Source organism: Sphingopyxis sp. GW821-FHT12F08, assembly GCF_058806755.1.
Genome location: NZ_JBXAQA010000001.1, coordinates 879588 through 895529, shown reverse-complemented (window position 1 = coordinate 895529; position 15942 = coordinate 879588). Strand labels below are relative to the sequence as shown.

Here is a 15942-nt window from a genome sequence, read left to right as displayed (position 1 = left end):
GGTCGGGAAGGGGCGGCTCAGTAGGCGCCCGGCTGGTACTGCAGGCCGGGAAGCGGTCGCGCGATGTGCGGGCGAATCGCGGGGGCGCCGGCGGCCGGTACCGGCAGCTCGGCGGCGGTGGGCAGGTGCGGCGCCATCGCTTCCCACGAGCGCACCAGCTCGCCGGCCGAGGCGAGCCCCATCTTGCGCATCACCTTGCTGCGGTGCAGTTTCACCGTCACCTCGCTGATCCCCATCTCGTGCGCGATCTGCTTGTTGAGCCGACCGAGCGCGACGAGGCGCATCACCTCGCGCTCGCGCGGGGTCAGCGCGGCGAATTTGTCGAGATGGGCGTTCAGGATGCGGGCCGACTGCTTGTGTTCGCGGTCGCGGCGGATGCCCTCGGCGACCGCGTCGAGCAAAGTCTGGTCGCGAAAGGGCTTGGTCAGGAAATCGACCGCGCCCGCCTTCATCGCCTGCACCGACATCGGGATGTCGCCATGCGCGGTCAGGAAGACGATCGGCTTGCTGCGTTCAGGCCGCTCGACGATCTGGCGCTGGAACTCGAGCCCGCTGCCGCCGGGCATGCGGATGTCGAGGATGAAGCAGCCGGGTCGGTCGGGCAGCACTGCTTCGGCCGCCTCGCGCGCCGAGCCGAAGCCGACCGATTCGAGCCCGACCGACGCCAGCAGGCTCGCGAGCGCGTCGCGTATGGCGGCATCGTCGTCGACGATCACGATCAGCGGCTCGTCGCTGTCCATCCCAGCTTTCCCCAAAAAGCCTCGGCGCCCACATGGGCGCGCCCGCCGAAGGTAGGAAAGCCGCGGCGCGGCGGCCAACCCCGGATGGGGGAGACGGCGCTACCACCCGCCCTACTTTAGGGTTTCAGGATGCCGCGCTGCGCCGCGACGGTGACCGCGCGGATGCGGTCGGTGACGTCCAGCTTCTGGAAGATATTCTTGAGGTGGCTCTTCACCGTTTCCTCGGCGAGCCCGAGTTCGCTCGCGACGTCGCGGTTCGACTGGCCCGCGGCGACGCATTCGAGCACCGCCAGCTCGCGGTCGGTCAGCGGCTCGTCCGCGACGTAGAGCGCGATCTGCTCGGCGACCGCGGGGTCGATATGGCGCTTGCCCGCATGAACGTTGCGGATCGCGTCGACGATCTGCGTCCGGACGCTGTTCTTGAGCAGATAGCCGCTCGCCCCGGCGCGCAGCGCACGCACCGCCTGCGTGTCGCCGGCGAAGGTGGTGAGGACCAGGATCTTCGCCGACGGCGCTTCGGCGCGGATCGCCAGCGTCGCGTCGACGCCGTTGGTGCCGGGCATCTGCAGGTCCATGACGACGACGTCGGGGCGGAGCGCGCGAAAGCGGTCGAGCGCCTCGGCGCCGTCGCCCGCTTCGCCGACCACGGCCATATCGGAGTGGTTGGCCAGCATCGCGATTACCCCGGCGCGCAGCACGGGATGGTCGTCGACCACCAAAATCCGGACCGGAGACTTGCCCTCGCTCATGCCGCTGCCTTAGCCGCTCGGCGCCGCGGCGGACAGTCCTTCCGCGTGGCGTCGCCGTTGGTACAGGCGTTTTGCCAGCGCTCGGGTCTGCCGCCTGGCCGGCGCGGCGGGCAGTTTGCGGCCGGCCCAATAGCGGAGACGATCATGGCGAGGCTGACCAAACGCAGGAAGACCGGATTGCTGCTGATCACCGCGGCGGCTGTCATCGCGCTGCTGATCTGGATTTTGGCGGCGGGCGACGAAGCGGCGGAGACCGACAATGCCTATGTGCGCGGCGACGTGACCTCGCTCGCGCCCAAGGTCGCGGGCTATGTCGTCGCGGTCGACGTGCGCGACAATCAGGCGGTGCGCGCGGGCGACATATTGTTCCGCATCGACGACCGCGATTATCGCGCCAGGCTCGCGCAGGCCGAGGCCAATGTCCAGGCGGCGCGCGCGCGCGTCGCCAGCAGTTCGGAGGATATCGCGCTCCAGCATATCCTGGTCCGGCAGGCCGCGGCGCAGCGCCGCGCGGCGTCGGCCGACCTGATGCTCGCGCGCAAGACCAGCGACCGGCGGCTGGCGCTGGTCGAGGGCGGCGCGGTCAGCCAGGCGCAGGTCGACGAAAGCGACAGCGGGCGTTCGCGCGCCGAGGCCGGGGTCGCCGCCTCGGGCGCGAGCCTCGACGCGCAGCGCCAGCGGATCGACCTGCTCGGCGCGCAGCGCGAAGCCGCCGTGGCGGCGCTCGCGCAGGCACTGGCGGCGCGCGACCTAGCGCAGATCGATCTCGACAACACGGTCGTGCGCGCGCCGATCGCGGGCGTGGTCGGCAATCGCCAGGTGCGCCTCGGGCGCCTCGTCGCGCCGGGCGCGGCGCTGCTCGATATCGTGCCGGTGGCCGATCTTTATGTCGTCGCCAATTTCAAGGAGACGCAGCTCGAACATATCCGCCCCGGCCAGCCGGTGCGCATCCGCGTCGACGGCTATCCCGACGTCGCGATCGAGGGCCATGTCGACAGCCTCGCGCCGGGCAGCGGTTCGGCGTTCGCGCTGATCCCTGCCGACAATGCGACGGGCAATTTCGTGCGCGTCGTCCAGCGCGTGCCGGTCAAGATCCGCCTCCGCGCCAACCCGCTCGCCGTGCGGCTCGTCCCCGGGCTGTCGGCGCGGGTCGAGGTGTTGCGCGGCCGCCGGACATGACCGCGGCGGCCGCCCCGGCCAACGAGCGTGCCGCGGCGGCGCCCGGCTGGCTGCTCGTCACGGGCATCTTGCTCGCCTGCCTGACCGAGGCGCTCGCGAGCACGATCCTCGCGCTCGGCCGCGCCGACATCATCGGCGACACGTACGCGACCCCCGACGAATTCGCCGGGCTCGACGTCGGCTATACCGCGTTCAAGCTGATCGGCTTCGCCGTCGCGCCGTGGCTGCTGACGCGCTTCGATCCGCGGCTGCTGCTGCTGATCACGACGCTGGTCATGGGTGCCGCCTGCGCCGCTGCCGCCGCGACCTCCCGGCTCGAACCGCTCGTCATCCTGCGCGCGATCCAGGGGCTGTCGGGCGCGACGCTGCTCGTCGCGGGGCAGGCGATCCTTTTCTGGACCTATCCCGCGGCGCGCCAGCCCATGCTGCAGGCGCTGTTCGCGATCGGGTCGGTGGTCGCGCCCGCGACCGCCGCGCCCTTGTTCGAGGGCTGGCTGATCGACCAGCGCGACTGGAGCTGGATCTTCGCCGCGGTGCTGCCGCTTTCGCTCGGCGCTGCGGGGCTGCTGATCCTCGCCGACCCGACGTCCGCGCGGCCCGCGTCGCCGCGCCCGCTCGACCGGGTCGGGCTGCTCGCCTTCGCCGCGGCGCTGCTCTGCGCGACCTATGTGCTGACGCAGGGCAGCCGCTGGGACTGGTTCGAAGCGTCCCGGATAGCATGGATGAGTGCAGCCGCGCTCGGCGGGTTGCTGGTGGTGGCTTTCCGGCAATATAGCGTGGGGTCCACAGGGCTGTTCGACCTGTCGGTCTTTCGCACCGAGGATTTCGCTTTTGCCTTCTTCGTGAGCTTCGTCGCGGGCGCGGCGCTGTTCGGCAGCGCTTTCGTGATCCTCGCCTTCGCGGTCTCGGTGCTCGGCTTCACCCCGACCGAGGCCGGCGCCTTGCTGCTGCCGAGCGGCGCCTGTTTCCTCGCGACGCTGCTCCTGTCGGCGTGGCTGATGCAGGTCCGCGGGCTGCCCCCCGTCGCGACGGTGCCGCTCGGCATCCTCTCGATCATGGTCGCGATGTGGATGCTGTCGGGATCGAACGGGCAGAGCGGCGCGGCCGACATGATGCCTGCGATCCTGCTCCGCGGGCTCGGGCTCGGTTTCCTCTTCCTGTCGATCACGCTGATCGCCTTCACCAAATTGCCGGCAGCGAGCGTCGCCTATGGCATCGGCATCTTCAACATCGGGCGCCAGCTCGGCGGGCTGATCGGGGTCGCGGTGCTGCAGACCTCGATCGACCATGGCGTGGTCCACAACCAGACGATCCTCGGCGCGGCGATCACGAGCGGCTCGCCCGCGCTTGCCGAGCGCATCGCCGCGACCACCAACCTGCTCGCCGCCCGCGGGGTCGAGGCGGGCGTTGCGGCGAAGAGTGCGACCGCGATGGTCGGCCGCGCGGTCGGCGGGCAGGGGGCGGTGATCGCCTTCGACACCGCCTTCAACCTCGTCGCCCTGCTTTTTGTCGTCGGCGCGCCGTGCATCGCCGCGTTCAGGATCCTCCTCGCGAAGACGATGGGGAAATCCGCTCCAGCCGAGGCCGCATCATGACCCAGTCCCTCCGCATCCAACCCGCGCGAACTGCGCTGCTTGCCGCCGCGCTCGCGGGCTGCACCACCGTCGGCCCCGATTATCGCCCGCCCGAGACCAAAGTGAGCGAGGCGTGGGTCGGCCCGGTCAGCAGCGAAGCCGTCGACGGCGCCTGGTGGCAGCGGTTCGACGATCCCTTGCTTGCCGAGCTGGTCGAGGCGGCGATCGCGGGCAACAAGGATATCGAGGAAGCCGGCGCACGGCTGCGCGAGGCGCGCGCCAACCGCGACGCGGTGCATGGGCGCGAGCTGCCGCAGGTCGGCGCATCGGCGATCGCGACCCAGAACCGGCTCAGCGAAAACGGCCAGCTACCCGTCGGCAAGGTCCCCGGGCTCGGCCGCAACCTCGCGATCTACGACGTCGGCTTCGACGCTTCGTGGGAGATCGACCTGTGGGGCGGCACGCGCCGCGCGGTCGAGAGCAGCGAGGCGCGCGCCGAGGCCGCCGAGGAAGCGCGGCGCGGCGTGATCCTGCAGGTGATCGCCGAGGTCGTGCGCGCCTATATCGACCTCCGCACCGCGCAAACGCTGCGGACCAACGCCGTCGCCGACGCCGAGGCGCAGGCGGGTATCGCGCGGCTCGTCGGCGACCGGCTGCGCGTCGGCGCGGCGTCGCGCGTCGATACTCTGCGCGCCGAAACGCAGGCGCGCGGGGTCGCGGCGACGATTCCGGCCTATGAAAGCGACGAGGCGGCCGCCGCCTTCCGGCTCGCCCTGCTCGTCGGCCAGCCGCCCGAGGCGCTGCACGCGCGGCTGCGGCAGGCGGCACCGATGCCCGTAGCCGATTTTGACGTCGCCGCAGGGCTGCGCTCCGATCTGCTCCGCCGCCGCCCCGACATCCGCCTCGCCGAGCGCGACCTCGCGGCGGCGACCGCCGACATCGGCGTCGCGACCGCCGAGCTGTTCCCGCGCTTCTCGCTGATCGGCGGGATCGGGCTGCAGGCACGCCAACCCGGCGACCTGGCGTCGGACAGCAGCCTGCGCTTCCAGGTCGGGCCGTCGCTGCGCTGGCCGATCTTTTCAGGCGGGCGCATCCGCGCGCAGATCCGTGCCGCCGACGCGCGCGCCGAGGCCGCGAGCGCGCGTTACGAGCGCGCGGTGCTCGCAGCGCTCGCCGACAGCGAGACGAGCATCAACCGTTTTTCGTCGGCGGGGTTCGTCGCGGCCGAGCGCGCCGCGGCACGGACTGCCGCCGCCGAGGCGGTCGAACTGGCGCGCCGCCGCTACCGCGCGGGCGAAGAGGATCTGACCGCGCTGCTCCAGGCGCAGATCGCGTACAGCGCCGCCGACCGCTTCCATATCCAGGCCGAGGCCGCGCGGTTGCAGCAGCTCGCGGCGCTCTACAAAGCGCTCGGCGGCGGCTGGGAAGCCGCCGAGGGCAAGGCCTCCTGACGACGACGACACGATTCCGACCACCCCGGTTACCGTGCCGCGCTGAACCGGTGCGGACGCGGCCGGCGGGAACGGCTTTGGTGTGGATAAAAGACATTAAACCCCTCCTCTGAAGAGGAGGGGCTGGGGAACGTCCGCTACCGCCCGAAACCCGCCGGCCGGACAAGTCCGGGGCGATCGCCATCATCGACAGAAAAGGGAGAGCCGGACAGGTGGGATGCTCGCCTGCCATTTCGTCGGCCATAGGGAGAAACCGGAAAAATCCCTATGCTCATCATCCCTGTCGCGTCCGATTGACACGGCTCCCCGGACAAGTGCCCGCAGCAATGTGCGGATGTCGGGAAGGCCGGGACGGGTGTGCGGGGAGGGGGGCGCACGGGTCCGTCTCGACCATGGCGTGATCAGAGCAGGCGCGCCGGCCGCCGATAAGGTGCGAGAGCTGGCGCCCGCGCTGTACCAAGCCGCGCAGCCCCCGCATGGTACAGCGGCTTTCGCAGCTTTCAGGCCTGCCCGCCCCCAGCGCTTTCCGATAGCTTCTCGACCATCGGACGCGAGCGGCGTTCCTCGGACGGAAAGGCATATCCCATGAAGATCGTCGTGATCGGCGGCACCGGGCTCATCGGCTCGAAGGTCGTCAGCAAGCTGCACGAACGCGGGCACCAGGCGATCGCCGCGGCGCCCAACACCGGGGTGAACACGATCACCGGCGAAGGGCTGGCCGAGGCACTGGCCGGGGCCGACGTCGTCGCCGACCTCGCCAATTCGCCCGCCTTCGACGACCGCTCGGCGATGGAATTCTTCCGGACCGCGGGGCGCAATATCGTCGCCGCCGAAAGTGCCGCGGGGGTGCGCCACCATCTCGCGCTGTCGGTCGTCGGCACCGACCGCCTGCCCGACAGCGGCTATTTCCTCGCCAAGCTCGAACAGGAACGGCTGATCAAGGAAAGCCCGATCCCCTATACGATCCTGCACGCGACCCAGTTCATGGAGTTCCTGCGCGGCATCGGCCAGGCGGGGATCGTCGGCGACGAAGTGCATCTCTCCGACGCTTTCATCCAGCCGATGGCGGCCGAGGATGTCGCCGACGCGGTCACCGCCGCGGCGCTCGCCGAGCCCGCCAACCGCATCGTCGAGATCGGCGGGCCCGAGAAGTTCCGCCTGAACGAGGTCGTCGCGCGCGTGCTCGCCTATGACCAGGACCCGCACCGCGTCGTGGTCGATCCCGAGGCGCGCTATTTCGGCGCGAAGCTCCAGGAAGATTCGCTGGTCGCGGGCCCCGACGCCCAGCTCGGCGCGACGCGCTTCGACTGGTGGCTCGAAAACGTCCCGCCGCCGCCCCGCAAATAACGACTTCGGCGTCCCCGCCTGACCGGAGGTTCATATGCTCAGGAAGACCTGCCTCGGTACCGCCGTCACCCTCGGCATCCTCGCCGAACTCAACGGCCTCTATATGCTCTGGTCGCCCGCCGACTGGTATTTCGCGGTCCCCGGCGTCACCACGACGGGCCCATTCAACCAGCATTTCATCCGCGACATCGGGCTGATCTTCCTCTTCATGGGGACCGCCTTCCTGATCGGCGCGGCGCGCGCGCAATATCGCGTCGTTCTCTGGGCCACCGCGACGCTGTGGCTCTGGGCGCATGCGCTCTTCCATTTCTGGGAGGTCGCGGTCGGCATCTGTAGACCCGATGCGCTGGCGCGCGACTTTCCCGCGGTCACGCTGCCCGCGATCCTCGCGGCGCTCCTGACCTGGTGGGCGATCGCCGAGGCGCGGCGCCCCGCAAGCTGACCAGCCCCCCGGAACCGGAGCGACCCGACCCTGGCGCTCCGGTCCCACCCCGCCGCCGGAGCATCGCCCCTCCTCCCCGATGCTCCGGCGGCCCCCTTCCGCGAACGGACAGAAGACAGGAGCCCGACCGATGAAACTCTATTATTGCCCCTGGGCCTGCAGCCTCGCGGCGCATATCGCGCTCCACGAATCCGAAGTGCCGTTCGAGAGCGAGAGCGTCGACATCCGCACCAAACTCACCGCGTCGGGCGAGGATTTCAACACCGTCACGCACAAGGGCTATGTCCCGGCGCTGCAGCTCGACGACGACGAGCTTCTGACCGAGAATATTGCGGTGCTCGACTATCTGGCCGGCGTCTGTCCGCAGTTCGGCATCGACGGGCCGCTCGGCCGCACGCGGCTGGTCGAGGCGCTCGCCTATATCTCGACCGAAATCCACAAGAGCTTCAAACCCTATTGGCACAATGGCACCGCCGAGCAGAAGGCGGTGGCGAGCGCCTATATCACCGCGCGGATGCGCTACCTTGCCGACACACTGGCGGGGGCGTATCTTTTCGGCGACCGGCCGAGCGTCGCCGATTTCTACATCTTCGTCACGACGCGCTGGGCCGAACGCTTCGGTATCGAGGTGCCGCCCGCGCTCGCCGCGCTTCACCAGCGGCTCGACGCGCGCCCTGCGGTGGCCGCGACGCTCGCCGCCGAAGGGCTGCGCTGACCGGTTCGTAAAATGGGGGACGGGAGATGAGCTTTCCCTGGGCGAAGCAGTATCAGCCCGAGCATCCGCTGATGCGCTGGCTCGACGAAAAGCTGCCGGTGCCGCGCTTTGTCTACAACGCCACCGGCGGCGGCTATCCCGTCCCGCGCAACCTCAATTATTTCTGGAATTTCGGGGTATTGAACGGCGCCGCGCTGGCGATCCAGATCGTCACCGGGCTGGTGCTCGCGATGCATTATGCCGCGAACACCGGCTATGCCTTCAATTCGGTCGAGCATATCATGCGCGACGTCCGGTCGGGCTGGCTGATCCGCTACGTCCATATGAACGGCGCGTCTCTCTTCTTTATCTCGGTCTATATCCACATGTTCCGCGGGCTCTATTTCGGCTCATACAAGGCGCCGCGCGAAATGGCGTGGCTGCTGGGCGTCGTCATCCTGCTGCTGCTGATGGCGACAGCCTTCATGGGCTATGTCCTGCCCTGGGGGCAGATGAGCTTCTGGGGCGCCAAGGTGATCACCGGGCTGTTCAGCGCGATCCCCGTCGTCGGCGAGCCGATCCAGACCTGGCTGCTCGGCGGCCATGCGCCCGACAATGCGACGCTCAACCGCTTCTTCTCGCTCCACTATCTCCTGCCCTTCGTGATCGCGGGGGTCGCGATCCTGCACGTCTGGGCGATCCATATCCCCGGCTCGAACAACCCGACCGGGGTCGATGTGAAGGGGCCGCAGGACACCGTGCCCTTCCACCCCTATTATACCGCGAAGGACGGGTTCAGCCTGGGGGTCGCGTTGACCTTCTTCGCGGCTTTGGTCTTCTTCTTCCCCAACGCGCTCGGCCACGCCGACAATTATATCCCGGCGAACCCGCTCTCGACCCCGGCACATATCGTGCCCGAATGGTATTTCTGGCCCTTCTACGCGATCCTCCGCGCCTTCACCGTCGACTTCCTGTGGGTCGACGCGAAGCTGTGGGGGGTGCTCGCGATGTTCGCCTCGATCTTCCTGCTCTTCTTCCTGCCCTGGCTCGACACGTCGCCGGTGCGCTCGGGGCACTACCGGCCACTGTTCCGGAAATTCTTCTGGTTCGGGCTGGTCCCCTGCGTGCTCGTCCTCGGCTATTGCGGCGGCGCGCCGGCCGAGCAGCCCTATGTGCTGATCTCGCAGCTCGCCGCCATCTATTATTTTGCGCATTTCCTGATCATCCTGCCGATGATCGCGCGGATCGAAAAGCCGCTGCCGCTGCCGACCTCGATCACCGAAGCGGTGCTGGGCAAGGCTGGCGGCCGCGCGGCCGCGCCGCAGGACTGAAGAAGGACCGGCACCATGCCCACGCGTCCGTTCGATTTTACCAATAGCGCGGGTGCGCGCCTGTCGGGGCGGCTCGAGCTGCCGGTCGGCCCGGCGCGCGCCTGGGCGCTGTTCGCGCACTGCTTCACCTGCGGCAAGGACAACAAGGCGGCGGTGCGCATCGCGCGGCGGCTGGCGGGCGCAGGGATCGGCGTGCTGCGCTTCGACTTCGCCGGGATCGGGCGCAGCGAGGGTGATTTTGCGGGGTCGAGCTTCAGCGCCAATGTCGGCGACCTCGTCGACGCCGCGGGCGCGATGGCGGCGGCGGGCATGCCGCCGATGCTGCTCGTCGGGCACAGCTTCGGCGGCGCCGCGGCGCTCGCGGCGGCGGGATCGCTGCCCGGCGTTCGCGCGATCGCGACGATCGCCGCGCCGTTCGACGTCGAGCATGTGCTCCACCAGTTCGACCCCGATACGCTCGCGCGGATCGAGCGCGAAGGGCGCGCCGACACGGCGATCGCCGGGCGGCCCTTTGCCGTCGGGCGCGAATTCGTCCACGACCTGCGCCGCCACGACCAGGGCGCGCGCATCGCGGCCCTGAAACGCCCGCTGCTGCTGCTCCACGCGCCGCTCGACCAGGTCGTCGGCATCGACAATGTCACCGACATCTATCTCGCGGCCAAACACCCCAAGAGCTTCGTCTCCTTGGACGGCGCCGACCATCTGCTGAACCGCGCCGAGGACGCTGATTTCGCCGCCGACATGATCGCCGCCTGGGCGGGACGCTACCTGCCCCCGGTGCCGCCGACCGCGGCGAGCCGCTTCGAAGCCGAGGCCGAGGAGACGCGCCTCGGCAAGTTCCAGCTCGCGATGCGCGCGGGCAAGGCGGCATTCATCGCCGACGAGCCCGAAAGCGCGGGCGGGCTCGGCTCGGGGCCGACGCCGTACAATTTGCTCTCCGCCGCGCTCGCGGCATGCACGACGATGACCCTGCGCCTCTATGCCGACCGCAAGGGCTGGGCGGTCGAGCGTATCCGCACCGGCGTCGCGCACCGCAAGGACAAGGGCGAAGCCGTGCCCGACATCTTCGCGCGCACGATCGAGATCGCGGGCGACCTCGACCCGGCGCAGCACGCCGAGCTGGTCGCGGTCGCCGACCGCTGCCCGGTGCACAAGACGCTTGAAACCGGGTCGCGCTTCGACCCCGTCGCCGCCGAATGGGACGCGCCCGGCGCGGTTTAGTGCAGCGCGATCGGTGGCTCTCGGGTCTGCGCGCCTCGGGTGCGCGGCGTTAGGCTGATGCTGAAATCTCAGCAGGAGCGCGGCCATGAACATCACCATCGCGGGCGGAACGGGGCTGATCGGGCGCCGGCTGGCGGCCTTGCTGCGCGGCCAAGGCTATGAGGTGGTCGTCGCGGCGCGCTCGACCGGGGTCGACCTCGTCACCGGGAAGAGACTCGCCGCGGCGGTGGCTGGCGCCGACATCGTGGTCGACGCGTCGAACGCCGGCTATGCCGGGACCGCCGACATATTGGGCGTGCACATCGCGCCGCGGCGCAGGATGTCGAGCGCGTCGTCGTAAGTGTCGGCCTGCGCCGCGACGAAGCGCGCGAGGTCATAGTCGTCGGTCATCGCCGCGGCCTCAACCAGCGACGACGTCGGCATATTCGGGATGCCGGCGGAAGAAATTGGCCATGAACTGGCAACGCAGCACCGCCTTGCGCCCCGTCCGGCGCATCAGCTGGAACGCGCCCTCGGCGAGCTGGGTCGCGATGCCCATGCCCCAGAATTCGGGCGGCACTTCGGTGTGGATGAGGACTAGCCGACCCTCGTCGTCGATGCGGTAAAAGGCGGTTGCGGTCGACCCGTCGGGCAGGTCGAGCTCGAACCAGCGCTGTTCGACATTGTCGATGACTTCGATGTCCATGGTCGTTCACCTTGAAAATATGGGAGACCGGGACAGATTAGGCGGCCGGGCGCCGCCCGACAGACCCAAGGATTGGCGATAAGATTGTACCGAGCCCAGGTCCCGACTCTAGCCGGCCTGCGACAGCGCCGGCGCGCCGGCCCAATCCTCGGCAACCGCGATCAGGTCGCGCCGCGCGCGCGCGAAGGCGGCGGCGCGTTCGGCGGCACGCGCGAATTGCAGCGGCTGCGCATCGACGAACGACGGATCGGCGACGCCGATGAAGCCGAAGGCGGCACGCAGCACCGGGGTCAGCGCGTCCATGGCGGCAAAGGGCGTTCCGGGCCTCAGGTCGACCCCGCGTGTCGTCAGGAACAAGGTCCTGCGCCCGCCGAGCTGGCCGACATAGCGGCCGTCATCGGTCGCAACATAGGTCAGCCCGCCGCGCACGACCATGTCGACGAACGCCTTGAACGACGCGGGCATCGTCCAATTGTGCATCGGCATCGCAAAGAGCAGCGCGTCAGCACCCAGCAGCCGCCGGCACAACGCGTCCGACGCCGCGAGCGCGGTGCGCATCGCGGGCGTGCGCTCGTCGTCGGGGGTGTAGGTCGCGGTGGTGAACGCCTCGGTGATCGGCGGCGGCGCATCGGCGGCGAGGTCGAGATAATCGACGACGAGCGCCGGGAAATGGAAACGCAGCTGGTCGACGAAGAAGTGCGACAGCGCGCGCGAGCTCGAATTTTCGCCCCGCGGGCTTGTATCGACATGCAGCAGTTTCATCACATCCCTCCCAGTCAGGCGGCGCGCGCCGCGGCCTGCACGACGCCCGGATCGTCGGTCAGCGCGGCGAGCGCGTCGCAGGCCTTGTCGAGCAGGTTCGCCCGCAAATTGGTGACGCACAGCACCAGCCCCGGCTGCGCGGCTTCGGGCCGGGCGTGCCAGATCGACAACGGCGCGGGCGCGATGCCGAGTTCGGGCGCTCGGCGCGCGAGCGCGACATCGTCGGTGCCCTCCGGCAGATGCGCGATCACCGCGAGGCCGGCGAAGGCGTCGATCGCGATGCTGGGCGCGAGCCGCGCGTGCAGGTCGTCGCGGCGCTGGCGATACAGCTCCTTCATATGCCGCAGGTGGCGCAGGAAATGCCCATCGCCGAGGAAGTCGGCGAGCGCGAGTTGCGTCGTCACATTGGGTGCGGGGTTGAGATAGCCCGCGACCTCGCCGAAGCGCGCGGCGAGCGCGAGCGGCGCGACGACGAAGCCGAGCCCGAGCGTCGGGCTGATCGTCTTGCTGAAGGTGCCGATGTGGATCACGCGCCCCGCGCTGTCCCCGGCCGCCATCGCCGGTGCCGCGCGTCCGCCGAGCTGGAGTTCGCTCAGATAATCATCCTCGATCACCCACGCCTCCTCGCGCGCCGCCCAGGCGAGCAAAGCCGCGCGGCGCTCGGGCGACAGCGTGACGCCGGTCGGCGCCTGCTGACCCGGGGTGACGATCGCCACCGCCGCGTCGGGTGCGGCGCGCACGCCATGGTCGACGCGGATGCCCTTGCTGTCGACTGCGACGGGCACGGGGATCAGCCCCGCGATTTCGAGCGCGCGGCGCGTCACCGGATAGCAGGGATCCTCGACCCATGCGGTGCGGCCCTGCACGCCGAGCGCAAGCAGCGTCAGGGACAGCCCGTTCTTGTAGCCGCTGGTCAGGACGATCTGGTCGGGGTGGCAAAAGATGCCGCGCGTGATCGCGAGGTTCGCGGCGATCTGTTCGCGCAGCATCGGCTCGCCGCGCGGGTCGGGCGGGCTCAGCGGCGCCATCGCATTGGCGCGGCACGCGCGGGTGCGCAGCCGCGCCCAGATCTTGGCGGGAAAGGCGTCCTGCGCGGGCACCCCCATCTGGAAGGGCAGGGGTTTGAGCGAGAAACCGCGTTCGAGGTCCTGCAGCGGCTGCGCGATGTCGACCTGCCTGACCTCGACCGGTCGCGCCGGGCGGCGTTCGGCAACGCGCGTACCCGCCGCGCCGGCCGAGAAGACGAGGAACTCGTCGGCGAGCGCTTCATAGGCGGCCTTCACCGTCCCGCGCGCGACACCAAGCTGCGCGGCGAGGTCGAGCCACGAGGGCAGGCGCATGCCGGGGCGCAGCCGTCCTTCGAGGATCGCTGCGCGCAGCGTCGCGGTGATCTGCGCGGTAATCGGTGTCGGCTGCGCTCGGTCGATCGCGAAGGCGACCCGTCCGGAATCCCATGGTACAGTCATGTCCTCACCTCATGGTACTGTGAAAATGGCTCTCGATATCGTCGAGGCTATGCCCGCCGGCGCGGCGCTGTCGAGGCGGGGGTGACCTATCCAATGGTACAGGATGCGCTCGCTCGCCGATTAGAGCGGCGGTGGATTCGCGAGGGCTCGGGCGTGTGGCGCCGGTCTTGGTACAGCAGGGTTTTTGTCTCTCGCGCCTAACCGCCGCAGCCGCCGCGGCTATCCTGTCCGCCAGATCGGCCGCCCGGCGGCCGCCCGAAGGAGGGTCTGCAGATGGACGTGAACGGAACGGCGATCAGCCGCGAGAAGATATTGCACGCGCTCTACGAGGCGGCCGAGCTAGAACAGAATCTGATGTGCACCTATCTCTACGCCGCCTTCAGCCTGAAGGACGGCGAGGGCGAGGGGCTGCTTGCCGCCGAGGCCGGGGCGGTCGCGCGCTGGCGCCGCGCTATCCTCGACGTCGCGGTCGACGAGATGAGCCACCTCGTCGCGGTGTGGAACATTACCCTCGCGCTCGGCGGCGCGCCGCGCTTCGGGCGCACCAATTTCCCGATCGAGCCCGGGCGGCTCCCCGCGGGCATCGCGGTGAAACTCGCGCCTTTCGGCGACGCCGCGATCCAGCATTTCATCTATCTCGAGCGCCCCGAAACCTCGGGCGAAGGCGACGGGACGGGCTTTGCGGACGGCAAGGCTGCGCCGCGCACGCCGCGGACCTTCCGCCTGACCCCGACGGGCTACGACTATGCGACGATCGGCGCCTTCTACCAGGCGATCGAGAGCGACCTGCGCGCGCTTGCGGGCGCGATTGGCGAGGCGGCGCTCTTCTGCGGCGACCCCGCGCTGCAACTGACGCGGGAGGAAGTCGACCTCAAGGGCGCGCAGCCGGTAACCGGCCTCGACAGCGCGCTCGCGGCGTTCGCCGAGATCATCGTCGAGGGCGAGGGCGCGCCGACCGATAGCGAGGATTCGCATTTCCGCCGCTTCGTCGCCGTGCGCGACGAGATGCAGGCACTCGCCGCGACCAACCCCGGCTTCGCCCCTGCGCATCCGGCGGCGACCAACCCTGTGCTGCGCAAGCCGCCATCGCCCGAGGGGCGCGTCTGGATCGAGGATACCGACGCGATCGCCGCGGTCGATCTCGCCAACGCCATCTATGTGCTCGCGCTGCGCCTGCTTGCGGGCGCCTGCGCGGTTTCGCACCCCAACCCCGACAAGGCGCTTTACGTTGGTTGCGCAATTGGGCTGATGCACGCGCTGACCGCCATCGCCGAGCGCGCGGCGCGGCTTCCCGCCGGACCGTCGAATCCCGGCTGCAACGCCGGCGTGTCCTTCACCGCGCTGCGCGAGGCGGCGTGGCTGCCGCCGGGAACCAGCGCGCGCGCCTTCCATGTCGAGCGCGCCGAGGAGCTGCAGGCGGCCGCTGAAGCGATGGACCAAGGCGATCCGCGCTGCGTCCGCGCCACGCGAATCTTGCAGAAGCAGGCCGCGCGCCTGCGCGAGGCGCTGGTGGGAACGGTCGAAGCGGCCGCCGAGGCCGATCCGCTTCCGATCGTCGCTGCGCCTCCCGTGGCCACGAGCGTCGATGGCATCGACCGCGTCGAGGGCAAGGAGGTCACCGTCACCTTCAACGGCAAGCGCTGCATCCACGCGCGCTTCTGTGTGACGCGGGCGCCCGCGAGCTTCCTCGCCGACGTCGACGGGCCGTGGATCGCCCCCGACGCCAGCGACCCCGAAATGCTCTGCGCGGTGATCCGCCAATGCCCGTCGGGCGCGCTCGGCTATGAGCGCCGCGACGGCAAGGCCGAGCCCGCGCCGCCGGCGAACCTGGTCGGCCTCCGCGAAAACGGGCCCTATGCGGTGCGCGCCGAGATCGTGCTCGACGGCGCCCCCGCGGGCTATCGCGCGACGCTTTGCCGCTGCGGCGCGTCGAAGAAAAAGCCCTTCTGCGACAAGTCGCACAAATATATCGGCTTCGTCGCGACGGGCGAACCCGAGTCGCAGGACACGCCCAGGCTCGTCGTGCGCGACGGCCCGCTCGCGGTCGATCCGCAGCCCGACGGGCCGCTACAACTGCGCGGCAATCTGGAGATCGTCAGCGGCACCGGCCGCAGCATCGCCTGCATGACGCGCGCGCGCCTCTGCCGCTGCGGCGCGTCGCAGACCAAGCCCTTTTGCGACGAGAGCCACCGGCGGATCGGATTTCGCAGCGAATGAGGCCGCCGCCTCCTCGGATTCGCGAACGGCGCGCCCTTATGATAGGGTCCCAGCCGTCGGAACGCCTTCGCGGGATCGGCCGGC

15 protein-coding genes are annotated in these 15942 nt (G+C 69.8%); 10 read left to right on the top strand and 5 right to left on the bottom strand.

Annotated features, from left to right (window positions below):
* Positions 1 to 17 precede the first annotated feature (17 nt).
* Both AC1RNQ_RS04335 and AC1RNQ_RS04330 read right to left on the bottom strand, forming a co-directional pair.
* Complete coding sequence (locus AC1RNQ_RS04335) at positions 18 to 740, bottom strand: response regulator transcription factor (protein WP_493169216.1); 723 nt, start codon at positions 738 to 740, stop codon at positions 18 to 20.
* 116 nt (positions 741 to 856) lie between these two features.
* On the bottom strand, positions 857 to 1489 hold the full coding sequence (locus AC1RNQ_RS04330; RefSeq protein WP_493169215.1) for a response regulator transcription factor: 633 nt from the start codon (positions 1487 to 1489) through the stop codon (positions 857 to 859).
* A gap of 144 nt (positions 1490 to 1633) precedes the next feature.
* Between AC1RNQ_RS04330 and AC1RNQ_RS04325 the strand changes: the two genes are divergently transcribed.
* The 9 genes from AC1RNQ_RS04325 to AC1RNQ_RS04285 all read left to right on the top strand — a co-directional run bounded on the left by AC1RNQ_RS04325 (position 1634) and on the right by AC1RNQ_RS04285 (position 11068).
* Positions 1634 to 2668, top strand: a complete 1035-nt coding sequence (locus AC1RNQ_RS04325; protein WP_493169214.1) for an HlyD family secretion protein — start codon at positions 1634 to 1636, stop codon at positions 2666 to 2668.
* Complete coding sequence (locus tag AC1RNQ_RS04320; RefSeq protein ID WP_493169212.1) at positions 2665 to 4263, top strand: MFS transporter; 1599 nt, start codon at positions 2665 to 2667, stop codon at positions 4261 to 4263. The genes AC1RNQ_RS04325 and AC1RNQ_RS04320 overlap by 4 nt, the downstream gene beginning before the upstream one ends.
* On the top strand, positions 4260 to 5693 hold the full coding sequence (locus AC1RNQ_RS04315; RefSeq protein ID WP_493169211.1) for an efflux transporter outer membrane subunit: 1434 nt from the start codon (positions 4260 to 4262) through the stop codon (positions 5691 to 5693). Before AC1RNQ_RS04320 ends, AC1RNQ_RS04315 begins: the two co-directional genes overlap by 4 nt.
* A gap of 585 nt (positions 5694 to 6278) precedes the next feature.
* Complete coding sequence (locus tag AC1RNQ_RS04310; protein WP_493169209.1) at positions 6279 to 7040, top strand: SDR family oxidoreductase; 762 nt, start codon at positions 6279 to 6281, stop codon at positions 7038 to 7040.
* Between the two features lie 34 nt (positions 7041 to 7074).
* Positions 7075 to 7482 (top strand): hypothetical protein, encoded by a 408-nt coding sequence (locus tag AC1RNQ_RS04305; protein ID WP_493169207.1) that lies wholly within the window; start codon positions 7075 to 7077, stop codon positions 7480 to 7482.
* Positions 7483 to 7612: 130 nt separating this feature from the next.
* Positions 7613 to 8197, top strand: a complete 585-nt coding sequence (locus AC1RNQ_RS04300; protein WP_493169205.1) for a glutathione binding-like protein — start codon at positions 7613 to 7615, stop codon at positions 8195 to 8197.
* Between the two features lie 26 nt (positions 8198 to 8223).
* Entirely contained in the window at positions 8224 to 9507 is a 1284-nt protein-coding gene (locus AC1RNQ_RS04295; RefSeq protein ID WP_493169204.1) for a cytochrome b, read from the top strand.
* Between the two features lie 15 nt (positions 9508 to 9522).
* Positions 9523 to 10728 carry a bifunctional alpha/beta hydrolase/OsmC family protein gene (locus AC1RNQ_RS04290; RefSeq protein ID WP_493169203.1) on the top strand — a complete coding sequence of 402 codons (1206 nt, stop codon included), beginning with the start codon at positions 9523 to 9525 and terminating at the stop codon, positions 10726 to 10728.
* 85 nt (positions 10729 to 10813) lie between these two features.
* The gene (locus tag AC1RNQ_RS04285; RefSeq protein WP_493169201.1) at positions 10814 to 11068 is read left to right on the top strand and encodes an NAD-dependent epimerase/dehydratase family protein; all 255 of its coding nucleotides are present in this window, start codon (positions 10814 to 10816) and stop codon (positions 11066 to 11068) included.
* A 60-nt stretch (positions 11069 to 11128) separates the two neighbouring features.
* Here AC1RNQ_RS04285 and AC1RNQ_RS04280 read toward each other — a convergent pair whose 3' ends face one another.
* The 3 genes from AC1RNQ_RS04280 to pdxR form a co-directional block, all read right to left on the bottom strand.
* A complete protein-coding gene (locus AC1RNQ_RS04280; protein ID WP_493169199.1) occupies positions 11129 to 11413 on the bottom strand; it encodes a GNAT family N-acetyltransferase in 285 nt (94 codons plus the stop codon).
* Positions 11414 to 11521: 108 nt separating this feature from the next.
* Complete coding sequence (locus AC1RNQ_RS04275; RefSeq protein ID WP_493169198.1) at positions 11522 to 12175, bottom strand: FMN-dependent NADH-azoreductase; 654 nt, start codon at positions 12173 to 12175, stop codon at positions 11522 to 11524.
* Positions 12176 to 12189: 14 nt separating this feature from the next.
* A complete protein-coding gene (gene pdxR / locus AC1RNQ_RS04270; RefSeq protein WP_493169196.1) occupies positions 12190 to 13641 on the bottom strand; it encodes a MocR-like pyridoxine biosynthesis transcription factor PdxR in 1452 nt (483 codons plus the stop codon).
* 273 nt (positions 13642 to 13914) lie between these two features.
* Here pdxR and AC1RNQ_RS04265 point away from each other — a divergent pair, with 273 nt between their 5' ends.
* Complete coding sequence (locus tag AC1RNQ_RS04265) at positions 13915 to 15858, top strand: ferritin-like domain-containing protein (RefSeq protein WP_493169194.1); 1944 nt, start codon at positions 13915 to 13917, stop codon at positions 15856 to 15858.
* Positions 15859 to 15942 lie beyond the last annotated feature (84 nt).